The organism is Streptomyces sp. NPDC001156 (assembly GCF_053598275.1).
The window spans coordinates 15,791-29,256 of the sequence record NZ_JBSFJX010000020.1 but is presented as its reverse complement, the minus strand read 5'-3'; the positions used below and the strand labels follow the sequence as shown (position 1 = coordinate 29,256).

At 71.5% G+C, this 13,466-nt stretch carries 10 protein-coding genes and 1 other RNA gene; 10 read left to right on the top strand and 1 reads right to left on the bottom strand.

Annotated features, from left to right (window positions below):
• Positions 1 to 6: 6 nt before the first annotated feature.
• The 3 genes from ACWDA7_RS13385 to ssrA all read left to right on the top strand — a co-directional run bounded on the left by ACWDA7_RS13385 (position 7) and on the right by ssrA (position 2,266).
• On the top strand, positions 7 to 1,170 hold the full coding sequence (locus ACWDA7_RS13385; protein WP_450604245.1) for a S41 family peptidase: 1,164 nt from the start codon (positions 7 to 9) through the stop codon (positions 1,168 to 1,170).
• Positions 1,171 to 1,253: 83 nt separating this feature from the next.
• Positions 1,254 to 1,733, top strand: coding sequence for an SsrA-binding protein SmpB (gene smpB / locus ACWDA7_RS13380; RefSeq protein WP_360991373.1), 480 nt, complete (start codon positions 1,254 to 1,256; stop codon positions 1,731 to 1,733).
• Between the two features lie 164 nt (positions 1,734 to 1,897).
• Positions 1,898 to 2,266, top strand: a transfer-messenger RNA (tmRNA) gene (gene ssrA / locus ACWDA7_RS13375).
• A gap of 531 nt (positions 2,267 to 2,797) precedes the next feature.
• Here the strand turns inward: ssrA and ACWDA7_RS13370 are convergent.
• Complete coding sequence (locus tag ACWDA7_RS13370; RefSeq protein ID WP_450604243.1) at positions 2,798 to 4,063, bottom strand: MFS transporter; 1,266 nt, start codon at positions 4,061 to 4,063, stop codon at positions 2,798 to 2,800.
• A gap of 82 nt (positions 4,064 to 4,145) precedes the next feature.
• Between ACWDA7_RS13370 and ACWDA7_RS13365 the strand changes: the two genes are divergently transcribed.
• The 7 genes from ACWDA7_RS13365 (at position 4,146) to ACWDA7_RS13335 (ending at position 13,459) form a co-directional block, all read left to right on the top strand.
• On the top strand, positions 4,146 to 5,126 hold the full coding sequence (locus ACWDA7_RS13365) for a LysR family transcriptional regulator (protein ID WP_450604242.1): 981 nt from the start codon (positions 4,146 to 4,148) through the stop codon (positions 5,124 to 5,126).
• A gap of 360 nt (positions 5,127 to 5,486) precedes the next feature.
• On the top strand, positions 5,487 to 6,869 hold the full coding sequence (locus ACWDA7_RS13360) for a nitrate/nitrite transporter (RefSeq protein ID WP_450604241.1): 1,383 nt from the start codon (positions 5,487 to 5,489) through the stop codon (positions 6,867 to 6,869).
• 199 nt (positions 6,870 to 7,068) lie between these two features.
• The gene (locus ACWDA7_RS13355; RefSeq protein ID WP_450604239.1) at positions 7,069 to 8,220 is read left to right on the top strand and encodes a uroporphyrinogen-III synthase; all 1,152 of its coding nucleotides are present in this window, start codon (positions 7,069 to 7,071) and stop codon (positions 8,218 to 8,220) included.
• A 233-nt stretch (positions 8,221 to 8,453) separates the two neighbouring features.
• Positions 8,454 to 9,041 carry a CGNR zinc finger domain-containing protein gene (locus ACWDA7_RS13350; RefSeq protein WP_359396957.1) on the top strand — a complete coding sequence of 196 codons (588 nt, stop codon included), beginning with the start codon at positions 8,454 to 8,456 and terminating at the stop codon, positions 9,039 to 9,041.
• Positions 9,042 to 9,641: 600 nt separating this feature from the next.
• Positions 9,642 to 10,178: a sigma-70 family RNA polymerase sigma factor gene (locus ACWDA7_RS13345; protein ID WP_359397056.1), complete on the top strand. Its 537-nt coding sequence runs from the start codon at positions 9,642 to 9,644 to the stop codon at positions 10,176 to 10,178.
• Entirely contained in the window at positions 10,175 to 10,999 is an 825-nt protein-coding gene (locus ACWDA7_RS13340; protein ID WP_450604237.1) for an anti-sigma factor family protein, read from the top strand. Before ACWDA7_RS13345 ends, ACWDA7_RS13340 begins: the two co-directional genes overlap by 4 nt.
• Positions 11,000 to 11,149: 150 nt before the next feature.
• Positions 11,150 to 13,459: a HelD family protein gene (locus tag ACWDA7_RS13335; protein WP_450604235.1), complete on the top strand. Its 2,310-nt coding sequence runs from the start codon at positions 11,150 to 11,152 to the stop codon at positions 13,457 to 13,459.
• Positions 13,460 to 13,466 lie beyond the last annotated feature (7 nt).

Below are 13,466 nucleotides of genomic sequence, written 5' to 3'. Positions count from 1 at the left end.
ACCCGCATGTCAGGCCATGACTTGTTTTGTCAGCCCCGTCGCATCCGCCACGGGGCGGCCCTGACGTTGGTCTTCGCGAGCGTCCTCGTCGCGGGCGCCGCGACCGGCTCGTTCGACGAAGCCGTCGGGAAATCGCCCTCCACCACCCCGGTCGCCAAGGTCGGCCGGGACGACGACGTCGCCGAGGCGGCCGCGCGGGCCATGGCCGACGGCAAGTCCCCCATGGAGGCGGCCGAACGCGCCGTCAGCCGCAGCGGCGACCGCTGGAGCGCCGTCTACTCCCGGGGCGAGTACCAGGAGTTCGAGGAAGCCCTCGACGGCCAGTACACCGGCGTCGGGCTCTCCACCCGCCGCGAGCGCGACGGCCGGATCGAGGTGACGCGGGTGCAGCCCGGCTCGCCCGCGGACGCCGCCGGGATCCGCACGGGCGATTGGCTGCGCAGCGTCGACGGCGAGAACGTCGACGGCAGGCCCGTCACCGAGGTCGTGTCCTTTCTGCGCGGCGACGCCGACGACGCCCCCGCCGGCACCCCGGTCCGGCTCGGTCTGCAGCGCGGCACGCACCGGTGGAACGAGGTACTGCGCCGGGCCCGGCTGTCCACCGACTCGGTGACCGTGCGCCGGCTCGGGGGCGGCGTCACCATGATCAGGGTCGCCGCCTTCACCAAGGGCTCCGGCGACCTCGTGCGCGAAGCCGTGGCGGCCGCCCCCAAGGGTGCGGGGATCGTCCTCGACCTGCGCGGCAACTCCGGCGGACTGGTCACCGAGGCCGTCACCACCGCCTCGGCCTTCCTCGACGGCGGGCTCGTGGCCACGTACGACGTCAAGGGCGACGAGCGCGCCCTGCACGCCGATCCGGGCGGTGACACCACCAGACCCCTGGTCGCACTCGTCGACGGCGGCACCATGAGTGCGGCCGAACTGCTCACCGGTGCCCTCCAGGACCGCGGCCGGGCCGTGGTCGTGGGCACCCGCACCTTCGGCAAGGGCTCGGTCCAGATGCCGAGCCGCCTCCCCGACGGCTCCGTCGCGGAACTGACCGTGGGGCACTACCGCACCCCCGCGGGCCGCAGCGTCGACGGCCGCGGCATCACCCCCGACCTGGAGGTCGATGAGCGGGTGCTGGAGCGGGCCGAGACGGTGCTCAGCGGCCTCGGCGACGCCTCGTAGCGAAGCGCGTCGCCTCCCGTAATCGACATCCGCCGTAATCGGCTTTCCTCGTCACCCCTCCGCAGTGCGAAAATGGCGGCACTATGGCTAAGGAAAAAGGGCGCAAGCTGATCGCGCAGAACAAGAAGGCGCGGCACGACTACCACATCCTCGACACGTACGAGGCCGGTCTCGTGCTCATGGGGACCGAGGTGAAGTCGCTGCGTCAGGGGCGGGCCTCGCTCGTCGACGGATTCGTGCAACTGGACGGTCACGAAGCGTGGCTGCACAACGTCCATGTCCCGGAGTACAGCCAGGGCACGTGGACCAACCACAGCGCCCGCCGCAAGCGGAAGCTGCTGCTGCACCGCACCGAGATCGACAAGCTGGAGTCCAAGTCGCAGGAGACGGGTCACACGATCGTGCCCCTCGCCCTGTACTTCAAGGACGGCCGCGCCAAGGTCGAGATCGCGCTGGCCAGGGGTAAGAAGGAGTACGACAAGCGGCAGACGCTCCGCGAGAAGCAGGACCGCCGCGAGGCGGACCGGGCGATGTCTGCGGCACGGCGCCGGCAGCGGGCCTGAGCCGGGGACGACCGGGCACGCCGGACGGTTGAACCTGGTCCCACGACCGGGTGGCCACCGGGAATACGCTGGCATGAAGATGCGTTGATCCCGTACGATGGCGTCCGCACCGTACGCCGGTGCCAGTCCCTCCTCGCGAGGGGCGCCGATTGAAAAATCAACATGGGGATGATCGGTTTCGACAGCGGCTGTCGAAGCAGGGGAAGCGTGTCGAGGAAGCGGCCATGATCTCGTAAACCACAGGCCGAAAAAAATAATCGCCAACACCAAGCGCGATTCCTTCGCCCTCGCTGCCTAAGTAGCGACTTGCGAAGTGTCAGCCCGGGGCTGTTCCCGACCCGGATCCTGGCATCAGCTAGGGGACTAAACCTTGATCCCGGTCACGGGGTGAAGAGGGAAACCAAACAGTGACTGAGCCCGTCGGAGACTTGTTCGCGTGATCTCCGGGGCTGAGAAAAGCGCAGCGGACTGCACACGGAGAAGCCCTGATTCCGCACCGTTGGACGCGGGTTCGATTCCCGCCATCTCCACTTACCCCATGTGGGCAAGGCCTCGCCGCTTACGAGCGGCGGGGCCTTTGTCGTGCGCGGAGCCGGTCGGACGGACTTCGGCCAAGCTGCTGCGGCGCAGCGGCCACCGAGACCAGCCAGGGGATCATCGGAGGAGGCCTTTCACACCCAGCTCGGCTTCTGCGCGAGAACCGGGGGAGCTGGCCGACGCGCTGCGTACCTGGTCGTTGTCCCGTTCGCCGGGCGGTTTCGCGTCCCGCCCGGACCTGCGCAAGCACGTCAAACGGGGTTTGAGGGTCGCCCGGCTACTGGTCCGGCACCTCGGGCCGTCGTGGGCGGTACGTTATTGGGACGAGCGCCACCGGACGGCGAAGTGGGTGTGCTGGGGCTGCGACGGCCTCCACTGGGAGCGGGACAGCCAGGGCGCGCGGCCGCGCCCGGTCGACATCACGGTCGAGGGCGAGTACGCGTTCGGTCCGCTGCGCGCCGAAGGGTTCGGGGACTTCTTCCCCGACGATCCCGCCGCAGCGCGCCCTGCTCGGCGCAGGCTGCGCCTCATCGGCTGTCCGCCTTCGAGGGTGTCCATCGGGAGACCTGTGCATCGGTGGGTATCCGTACAACGCGCCTGTGCCCCACCGCGATCAGCAGTGCCAGTCCCGCCGCGGTGGCCGGCACGGTGAAACCTGTTGTCGGCTGCAGGTGCTCCGCCGCCCAGCCGCCCGTGGCGGAGCCGCAGGCCACGCCGCCCAGGAGGGCCGTCACCGCGAGGGTCATGCCCTCGTTCAGGCGGCCCTTCGGTGTGCGGCGCTGAACCAGGGTCATCGCGGTGACCATCGTGGGCGCGGTGGCCATGCCCGCCAGGAGCAGGGCGGGGGCGAGGGCGGCGAGAGAGCCGGTGGTGCGGGCCGCGACCAGGGGCAGGGACATGAGGCCGGCCATCACCGTCAGGCACCACAGGTAGCGGCGCTCGGGAGGGCCCGCGGGCCGCAGTGTGCCGTAGAGCAGGCCGGCCGCGCATGATCCGGCGGCCTGCAGTGCGAGGACCGGGCCGGCGACCGCCTTGTGGCCGTGTGCGTCGGCGAACGCGATGGTCACCACCTCCATCGAGCCGAACACCGCCCCCGTGGCGAGCAGGCCCAGCAGCAGCGGGGGCATGCCGGGCGCGCGGAACGGGGCGGTCGTACGGGCGCCCCGGCTCGGCGGCGGTTCTGTGGCGCGCTGGGCCGCGAACACCAGCATTCCCGTGAGCAGCAGGATCCCGCCGATCAGGGTTCCGGCCTCCGGGAAGAGCCGGGTGCAGAGGAAGGCGGCCAGCACCGGGCCGAGCATGAAGCACAGCTCGTCCACCGCCTGTTCGAAGGAGTTCGCGGTGTGCAGGGCGTCCGGGTCGTCGCGGAGGAGATGGGCCCAGCGGGCCCTGGACAGGCCGCCGATGTTGGGGGTCGTGGCGGTGGCGGCGTAGGCGGCGAACAGGGTCCAGTCGGGGGCGTCGTAGTGCACGCAGAGCAGCAGGGCCAGACCGCCGAGGAGGGCGAACGCCGCGGCCGGGACGGCGATTCGCGCCTGGCCGTGGCGGTCGACGAGCCGCGCGACCCAGGGGCCGGCCACGGCCGTCGCCACGAGTCCGGTGGCGGTGACGGCACCGGCGAGGGCGTACGACCCCCGGGCACCCGCGATCATGATGACCGCGCTCACGTTGAACATGCCGATGGGAAGGCGGGCGATGAGGTTCCCGGCCGTGAAGGCGCGGGTGCCGGGCACGGTGAAGAGGCGCAGATAGGGGTTGCGGGGCCGGAGGGCGAGGGCGGGCGGTTGCGGCATGGTGCAACCGTCGCCGCCCCCTGACCTGCGGTCCAACACTTACTCGGTGGTGATTGACGCACCTGGGTTGTAAGTTCTGCGGATGCCCGCCGTCACCGTCGACCCCCGCCTGCTCCATGCCTTCCTCGCCGTCGCCGAGGAACTGCACTTCACCCGCGCCGCGACCCGGCTCTACGTCGCCCAGCAGGCGCTCAGCCGCGACATCCGCCGGCTGGAACGGGAACTGGGCGCCGAGCTGTTCATCCGCAACACCCGGCAGGTGTCCCTGACCTCGGACGGCGCGCGCCTCCTGCCGTACGCGCGCCAGGTGCTGGAGGCGCAGAGCGCGCTGCTCGCCGCGTTCGGGCGGGACGGCGAGCCCGACCGGCCGCTGCTGGTGGACGTCAACAGCCCGGGCCTGGTCGGCAGCCGCATCCTCGACCGTGCCCGAGAACTGGTCCCCGACGCCGAACTGATGACGCGTTACGAGAGCGGTCTGACCGGGGCCGCCACGGAGATCCTCGCCGGGCGGCTCGACGCGTCGTTCGGGCGGTTCGCCGGACTGGATCCGGCGGTCCGGACCCGGCTCGAACAGCAGCCCGTGCGGTACGAGCGGATGGCGATCATCCTGCCCGAGGGCCACCGCCTGGCACCGCTGGCCGAGGTGCCGCTGTCCGCGCTGGCCGGTGAGACGGTGTACGCGGGCGCCGGGAACCCTCGCACACCGGAGTGGACCGACCTTGCGCGCCGCCTGTTCGAGAACCGGGGCATCGGCATCGCACCGCCCGCGCCGCTCGCCGTCGGGACGGCGGAGTTCCAGCGGATCATGGCGAAGAGAGGGAACCCGATCCTGGCGGTGACGGACTTCCCGCCCATGCCGCGCACGGTCCTGCGACCGCTGGTCGACCCGGTGCCGCTGTCCCCCGTGTCGCTGGTGTGGCGCAAGGGCGCGACCCATCCCGGGCTCGAGGCACTGCGACGGGCGGCGGCCGAGACCGGTGCAGCCGAGGGATGGCTTCGCCGGCCCCCGGGGGCGTGGCTTCCGGCCGCCGACGCCGACATCATGGGCAGGGCCGCTTCCTGACACCTGACAGATCGCCGCGGGCGCCTTCCCGGCGCCGACGCGAGCGGGCGTGGCGTCCCGGGAGCGAGCACACCTGTGCGGCGGGCCCGCCCCGTCACCGCCCCGGCCCCCTTACCGTGCCGCTCCCTGACCGCGCCGGCCCCCTTACCGCGTCGGCCCCCTCGTGTGCCCCGTCCTCTCACTGCGCCCGCCCTGTGATCGAGCCGGCCTCCTCACCGTGCCCGGCCCCCCTCACCGCACCCCTCCCCACCCCGTGAGAGCAACGTTCCCTCGCGGTCACCCGCGGGCACAGTGCGGAAACGCGTCCTTCCTACCTTCGGGACTCACGACGCCCGGGCACCGGAGAACCGTGGAGGCGACATGACAGCCCCGAGCACAGCCCCCGCACCGCGCAGGGGAGGCCGCTGGATCGAGCACTGGGATCCGGAGGACGAGACCTTCTGGCGTACGACCGGGCAGCGGGTGGCCCGGCGCAACCTCGCGTTCTCCGTTCTCTCCGAGCACATCGGGTTCTCGGTCTGGACCCTGTGGTCCGTGCTCGTCCTGTTCATGGGCCCCGAGTACGGGCTCACCCCCGCCGACAAGTTCCTGCTCACCTCGGTGGTCACACTCGTCGGGGCGGTCGTCCGCGTGCCCTACACCTTCGCCGTCGCCGTCTTCGGCGGGCGGAACTGGACGATCGTCTCCGCCTGCCTGCTGCTCGTGCCGACGGTCGCCGCCTTCGTCGTCATGGAGCCCGGCACGTCGTTCGCCACCTTCCTGTGGGTCGGACTGCTCGCCGGTATCGGCGGCGGCAACTTCGCCTCCTCCATGACCAACATCAACGCCTTCTTCCCGCTGCGGAAGAAGGGCTGGGCCCTCGGACTCAACGCCGGCGGCGGCAACATCGGCGTGCCCGTCATCCAGCTCGTGGCCCTCGCCGTCATCGGGGCGAACGGCGGGCCGCGCGTACTGCTCGCCCTCTACATCCCGCTCATCGTCGTCGCCGCCGTACTCGCCGCCCTCTTCATGGACAACGTCGCGTCCGTCAGGAACGACACCGGCGCCGCGAAGGACGCCGCCAGGGACGTCCACACCTGGATCATGTCCTTCCTCTACATCGGCACGTTCGGCTCCTTCATCGGCTACAGCTTCGCCTTCGGGCAGGTGCTGCAGAACCAGTTCGGGCAGACCCCGCTCCAGGCGGCGTACCTCACCTTCGTCGGCCCGCTCCTCGGCTCCCTCATCCGTCCCGTCGGCGGATGGCTGGCCGACCGCTACGGCGGCGCGAGGATCACCCTGTGGAACTTCGTCGCCATGGCCGGTGCGACCGCGGTCCTGGTCGTGGCCAGTGTGCAGAAGTCGCTGCCCCTGTTCGTCGCCGTCTTCGTGGTGCTGTTCGCACTCAGCGGGCTCGGCAACGGGTCCACGTACAAGATGATTCCGGGGATCTTCCAGGCCAAGGCCGCCGCCAAGGGGCTGTCCGGGGACGAGGCCGTCTCCTACGGGCGCCGGCTCTCCGGCGGCTCGATGGGACTCATCGGGGCCGTGGGCGCCCTCGGCGGCGTCGGCATCAACCTCGCCTTCCGGCAGTCCTTCCTCTCCTACGGCTCCGGCACGGGCGCGTTCGTCGCCTTCCTCGCCTTCTACGGCGTCGCCTTCGCGGTCACCTGGGCCGTATACCTTCGCCGCCCGGCCGCGCAGGCGCAGCCGAAGGCCGCTGCCGCGGCGGCGAAGCCGCAGCTCGGCTACGCCGAGGTGTGACGCGGAGTCCTTCCGGGGGCGCCCCCGGTTCTTCGGCCGGAAAGCCGGAGATCCGTGCGGCGCCCCCGTGGCCGGACCGGATCGGTAACACCGGTGACACGAAGCGGAACCGGGCCCGTCATGCGTCGTTGACAGGCTCGTCGGAATCCGAGGACGAGGCGTAGGACCGGAATGCCGGCCGAAGTGCGGGACGAGGGCCATGGACGACAACCAGCAGCGACCTGAGCACGGCCCGCTCGCGGGGTTCACCGTGGGCGTGACGGCCGCGCGCCGGGCGGACGAACTGGGCGCCCTGCTCCAGCGGCGCGGCGCGGCCGTGGTGCACGCCCCCGCCCTGCGCATCGTGCCGCTGGCCGACGACGGTGAACTGCTGGCCGCGACCGTGGAGTTGATCGACCTGGCGCCGGACGTCGTGGTCGCCACCACCGCGATCGGCTTCCGCGGCTGGATCGAGGCCGCCGACGGCTGGGGGCTCGGTGAGGCCCTGCTGGACCGGCTGCGCGGGGTGGAACTGCTGGCACGTGGGCCCAAGGTCAAGGGCGCCATAAGGGCGGCCGGACTGACCGAGGACTGGTCGCCCGGCTCGGAGTCCATGGCCGAGGTCCTGGACCGGCTCCTGACCGAGGGCGTGGCGGGCCGGCGTATCGCCGTCCAGTTGCACGGCGAGCCGCTGCCCGGCTTCGTCGAGGCGCTGCGGGAGGGCGGCGCCGAGGTCGTCGGGGTCCCCGTGTACCGGTGGATGCCGCCGGAGGACGTCGGGCCCGTCGACCGGCTTCTGGACGCGGCCGTCACCCGTGGCCTGGACGCGCTCACCTTCACCAGTGCGCCGGCCGCCGCGTCTTTGCTCTCCCGTGCCGAGGAGCGCGGACTGGGCTCCGACCTGCTCGCCGCCCTCCACCACGACGTGCTGCCCGCCTGCGTCGGACCCGTCACCGCGCTGCCGCTCCAGGCCCGCGGCGTGGACACGGTCCAGCCCGAACGCTTCCGGCTGGGCCCGCTCGTCCAACTGCTGTGCCGGGAACTGCCTGCCCGGGCACGGACGTTGCCCGTCGCCGGCCACCGTGTGGAGATCCGAGGTCATGCCGTGCTGGTGGACGGGGCGCTGCGGCCCGTGCCGCCTGCCGGCATGTCCCTGCTGCGCACCCTGAGCCGGCGTCCGGGCTGGGTGGTCGCCCGGGCGGAGCTGCTGCGGGCGCTGCCGGGAGCCGGGCGCGACGAGCACGCCGTGGAGACGGCGATGGCCCGGCTGCGTACGGCTCTGGGGGCGCCCAAGCTCATCCAGACGGTGGTCAAGCGCGGCTACCGGCTGGCGCTCGACCCGGTGGCGGAGTCCAAGTACGCCGATGTCTGAGCCGTCCTGACGAGTCCGGCACACGGAGACGACCGCGCAGCCGCACAAGCCGGTGTCCGCGGTGGAGGCAGGGGCGTACGGGGCCTTCCCGGGGCAGGTGCGGACGTGCACTGTAGTGGGTACGAACGGGGGTACGAACTCCGGGTACCCGGGCATCCTCGCGCGGACACGTCTCTTCGGCGGACCACACCGGCCGCCGCTCGCGGCGGCAACTCCAAGGCGGTGACAGGCACATGGCATCCGACACGGCCACGGCCTCGTCCGAGCTGCGGTTCGACTCCGGTCGGATCTGCCTGGACCTGCTGGCGACGACTCATCCCGAGGAACGGCTCGACTCGGTGGAGCGGCTGCGGGCATGGATCGACGGGGCCGGGCTGGTGCCGGTGGGCACGCCGCTGACCGGGGTGGACGCGCGGTGGCTGGCGGCCTTCCGTGAACTGCGCGGGTACATCGGGCGGTTGGTGCGCGGCGAACTGGACGGGCATCCGGCCGACGGGGCGCTGGCATGGGTCAACACGGTGGCGCAGGGGACGGTGCCCGCGCCCTGCGCGATCCGCACCGAGGAGGGCGTGCTGGTACGGCGGCTGTGGGCACTCCCGGGGTGCGAGGAACTGCTGGCCGCGGTGGCTCGTGAGGCCGTCGAGCTGCTGACCGACCCGGAGGCGCGGGCGAGTTTGCGGCAGTGCGCGGGCGACAACTGCCCCATCGTCTACCTGGACACGTCCCGGGGGCGCCGTCGCCGCTGGTGCTCGAGCGAGGTGTGCGGCAACAGGGAACGGGTGGCCCGCCACCGCCGCCGCGCCGCACTCGCCCGCGCGTGACCCCGCCGGGCGACCCGGCTGCGGCCGGGCTCCAGCTGTGGTGGTGGACGCCGGATGCGGCGGATCCGCGCCGGGGCATCGGCCGGCGGCGCGGCGGAGAAGAGAAATGGCCACGAAAAAAGAGGACCGGCGGCGAAGAGAAAATCATCAGGTGACGGAAAGGGGTCGAGTCGTCGCTGAAAGTAGATCCCCGGCCGTAAAAGGGAAGGCATTCTGGAACATGCGGGAAAGCGGCCGAGTCATGGCAGACGGTGGCTGAAACCGAACTGCGGGTGACGGATCTCGACAGGTCCTCCATCAAAGTCAAGCCAAATTTTCACAGGATGATCCAGCCCTGTCGGCGAGTGAAGCCTCCGGCTGCTGTGACCTGCGTCTCTCGACTGCTGATGCCGTATGTCCCGTTGGGGGAGGAATGGGTGCCCAGGAGCGTGGCGTTCCACACCTTCCCCAAGAAATTTGTGGTCTCACTTTGAACACGGCGGCCCTTGTCTGCGTACCCGGATGTGAGCGACCGACTGGGGGAACCCCCGGACACCGGAGGTAGGCGTGCGCAAGGATTCCGCCGTGGCTGATGAACGAAGGCCAAGGGCCCGCCATCGCATGACCTCGTCCTCGTCGTCCTCGTCGGGGGAACCGGACGAGGAGCTGATGCGCGCCCTGTACAGAGAACACGCGGGACCCCTGCTCGCCTATGTGCTGCGCCTGGTCGCGGGCGACCGGCAGCGCGCCGAGGACGTCGTGCAGGAAACGCTCATCCGTGCCTGGAAGAACGCCGGCCAGCTCAATCGAGCGACCGGTTCGGTACGCCCCTGGCTGGTGACGGTCGCCCGGCGCATCGTCATCGACGGCCACCGCAGCCGGCAGGCCCGGCCGCAGGAGGTGGACCCGTCGCCGCTGGAGGTCATCCCCGCGGAGGACGAGATCGACAAGGCGTTGTGGCTGATGACACTGTCGGACGCGCTGGACGACCTGACCCCTGCTCACAGGGAGGTCTTGGTCGAAACGTACTTCAAAGGGCGTACGGTCAATGAGGCGGCCGAAACGCTCGGCATCCCCAGTGGGACGGTGCGCTCCAGGGTTTTCTACGCCCTGCGGTCCATGAAGCTGGCGCTGGAGGAGCGGGGGGTGACGGCATGAGCAATGTGTACGGGGGATTCGGAACCGGCGGCCCGGGAGCCGTAAGAGGTCCACAGGGTCCCCAGGGACAGGGCGACATCCATGAGACCGTCGGCGCCTACGCCCTCGGAATCCTGGACGACGCCGAGGCGACGGCCTTCGAGGCCCACCTCGCCACCTGCGACTGGTGCGCCGAGCAGCTGGACGACCTCGCGGGCATGGAGCCGATGCTGGCCGCACTCGCGGACCTGCCCGGCAGCCAGGGCTCCCCGGTCCTCGGCGAATCCCTGTCCGCGAAGCCCAGCCCACGGCTGGCCGAGCGGCTGATCGACGAGGTGTCCGAGCGGCGCGCCCAGAAACGCCGGCGCGGCTTCTACCTGGTGGCGGCCGCGGCCGCGCTGATCATCGGCGGCCCGCTCACCGTCATGGCGGTGAACGGCGGCGGTGACAGCGGCACGGCGCAGGACCCGATGGCCATGGGCCCCGCCCAGCAGGCCTTCCAGATCATGAAGGACAAGCACTCCGGGACCGACCCGAGCACCAAGGTCAACGCCGTGGTCGCGGTGGAGCCCAGGGCCTGGGGCACCCACGCCGTTCTCCAGTTGAAGAACGTCAAGGGCCCGCTCAAGTGCTCCTTGATCGCCGTCGGCAAGAACGGCGAGCGCGAGACGGTCACCTCCTGGTCCGTCCCGGACCGGGGCTACGGTATCCCGAACGCCAAGACCGAAGCGGCGAAGTACCCGCTCTACGTGCACGGCGGCGCTGCCTTCACGCCGAACCAGATCGACCACTTCGAGGTCATGACCTTCGACGGGAAGCGGCTGGTGGAGGTGAACGCGTAGGCCATCGCGCAGCTTCCTGAGCACCTCCCGCGGCGTTCGCAGGACCACGCCGCGGGCTGACGCGTGCAGGGGGTCCGGGGCAGGCCGTAGCCTCTTCGGGCCCCCTTCGCGTACGGTGGACGGCTGCCCAGCACGTAAGAAGGGGGCCCGGTGGCCGCTCAGGTTCAGCAGGAAACCGCGCTCGGCCCGGTCGGCAGGTCCGCGCACGACTCGCTCCGCGACCGGGAGATCAGCGTCGAACAGGAACACCTGGACCGGGTGTACCGGCGTCTCGAGGAGAAGATCCACGAGGCGGAGTTCCTGATGCACGACGCCGCCCAGCGCGGCCACGTCGGCACGCCCGGAGCCCTGGCCGAGCGGGACGCACAGGTCTTCCGGGCCGGTGTCCACCTGAACCGGCTCAACAACGAGTTCGAGGACTTCCTCTTCGGCCGGATCGACCTGCTTCCCGGCAAGGACGGCAAGAAGGGCCCGGACGGCGCGTACACGGCGGTCGAGCCCGCCGAGGGCGCGGTGCGGGCCGACAACACGGCCGACATCGCCGAGACCCTGCACATCGGCCGCATCGGTGTCCTCGACGAGGAGTACGCGCCCCTGGTCATCGACTGGCGGGCGCCCGCCGCCGCCCCCTTCTACCGGTCCACGCCGGTAGAACCCGGGCGGGTCGTACGCCGCCGGGTCATCCGCTCCAAGGGCCGCAGGGTGCTCGGTGTCGAGGACGACCTGATGCGCCCCGAGCTGAAGGCGACACTCGACGGCCATGAGCTGCCGGTGATCGGCGACGGCGCCCTGATGGCCGCACTCGGCCAGGCCCGCACCCACACCATGCGGGACATCGTGGCGTCGATCCAGGCCGAGCAGGACATGGTCATCCGCGCCCCCGCCTCCTCCGTGACCTATGTCGAGGGCGGGCCCGGCACCGGCAAGACCGCCGTCGCCCTGCACCGGGCCGCCTACCTCCTCTACCAGGACCGGCGCAGATACGCGGGCGGCATCCTGATCGTCTCGCCCACCCCGCTGCTGGTCGCCTACACCGAGGGCGTGCTGCCCTCGCTGGGCGAGGAGGGCCAGGTCGCCATCCGCGCCATCGGCTCGCTGGTCGACGGTGCCGAGGCCACGCTGTACGACTCCCCGTCCGTGGCCCGGGCCAAGGGCTCGCACCGCATGCTCAAGGTGCTGCGGAAGGCCGCCCGCGGGGCTCTGGAGACGAACGGTTCGCCCACCCGGCTGCGGGTCGTCGCCTTCGGTCGCCGCCTCGAACTGGAGGCTGAGGAACTGGAGCGCATCCGGCACCAGGCCCTCAGCGGCACCGCTCCCGTGAACCTGCTGCGCCCGCGCGCCCGCAAGCTGCTGCTGGACGCCCTGTGGAACCGCTCCGGCTCGGCCACCCGGCATACCGACCCCGAGATGGCAGCCGAGCTGCGCTCCTCCTTCGACGAGGACATCGCCTCCGAGGACTCCTTCGTCGCGTTCCTGGACGCCTGGTGGCCGGAGCTGAGCCCGCAGGTCGTGCTGGCCGCGATGGCCGACGAGAGGCGGCTCGGCCGCTGGGCACGGCGCATCCTCAGCCCGTCGGAGGTGCGCAGGGTCGCGCGCTCCCTGAAGCGGCAGGGGCTGTCCGTGCACGACGTGGCGATGCTGGACGAGCTGCAGGCCATCCTCGGCCTGCCCGCGCGCCCGAAGAAGAAGCGGGAACTGGACCCGCTCGATCAGCTGACCGGTCTCGAGGAGCTGATGCCTGTACGCGAGGAGTCGCAGCGCGAGCGCGCCGAGCGACTCGCCCAGGAGCGGATCGAGTACGCGCATGTGATCGTCGACGAGGCCCAGGACCTCACGCCGATGCAGTGGCGGATGGTCGGGCGTCGCGGCCGGCACGCGACCTGGACGGTGGTGGGGGACCCGGCCCAGTCGTCCTGGTCCGATCCCGACGAGGCGGCCGAGGCGCGCGACGAGGCACTGGGCACGCGTCCGCGCCGCCGCTTCACCCTCACGGTCAACTACCGCAACCCGGCGGAGATCGCCGATCTGGCCTCGAAGGTCCTCGCCCTGGCGATGCCCGGCTCCGAGGCCCCCTCTGCCGTCCGCTCCACGGGCGTCGAGCCGCGCTTCCCGGTGGTGCGCGGGTCGATGGCCGAGACCGTACGGAGCGAGGCCGCCCGGCTGCTCGGCCTGGTGGACGGCACGGTCGGCGTCGTCGTGGCCATGAACCGGCGCGAGGAGGCGGCCCGCTGGCTCGAGGGGCTCGGCGACCGGGTGGCGGCGCTCGGCAGCCTGGAGGCCAAGGGCCTGGAGTACGACGCGACGATCGTCGTCTCGCCCGCGGAGATCGCCGACGAGAGCCCCGCGGGCCTGCGGGTGCTGTACGTGGCGCTGACCCGGGCGACCCAGCAGCTGACGGTGGTCTCCAGCGAGCGCGACCAGCCGGACGCGTCCGGGGTGCCGGATCTGCTCCGGGACTGACCTGGAC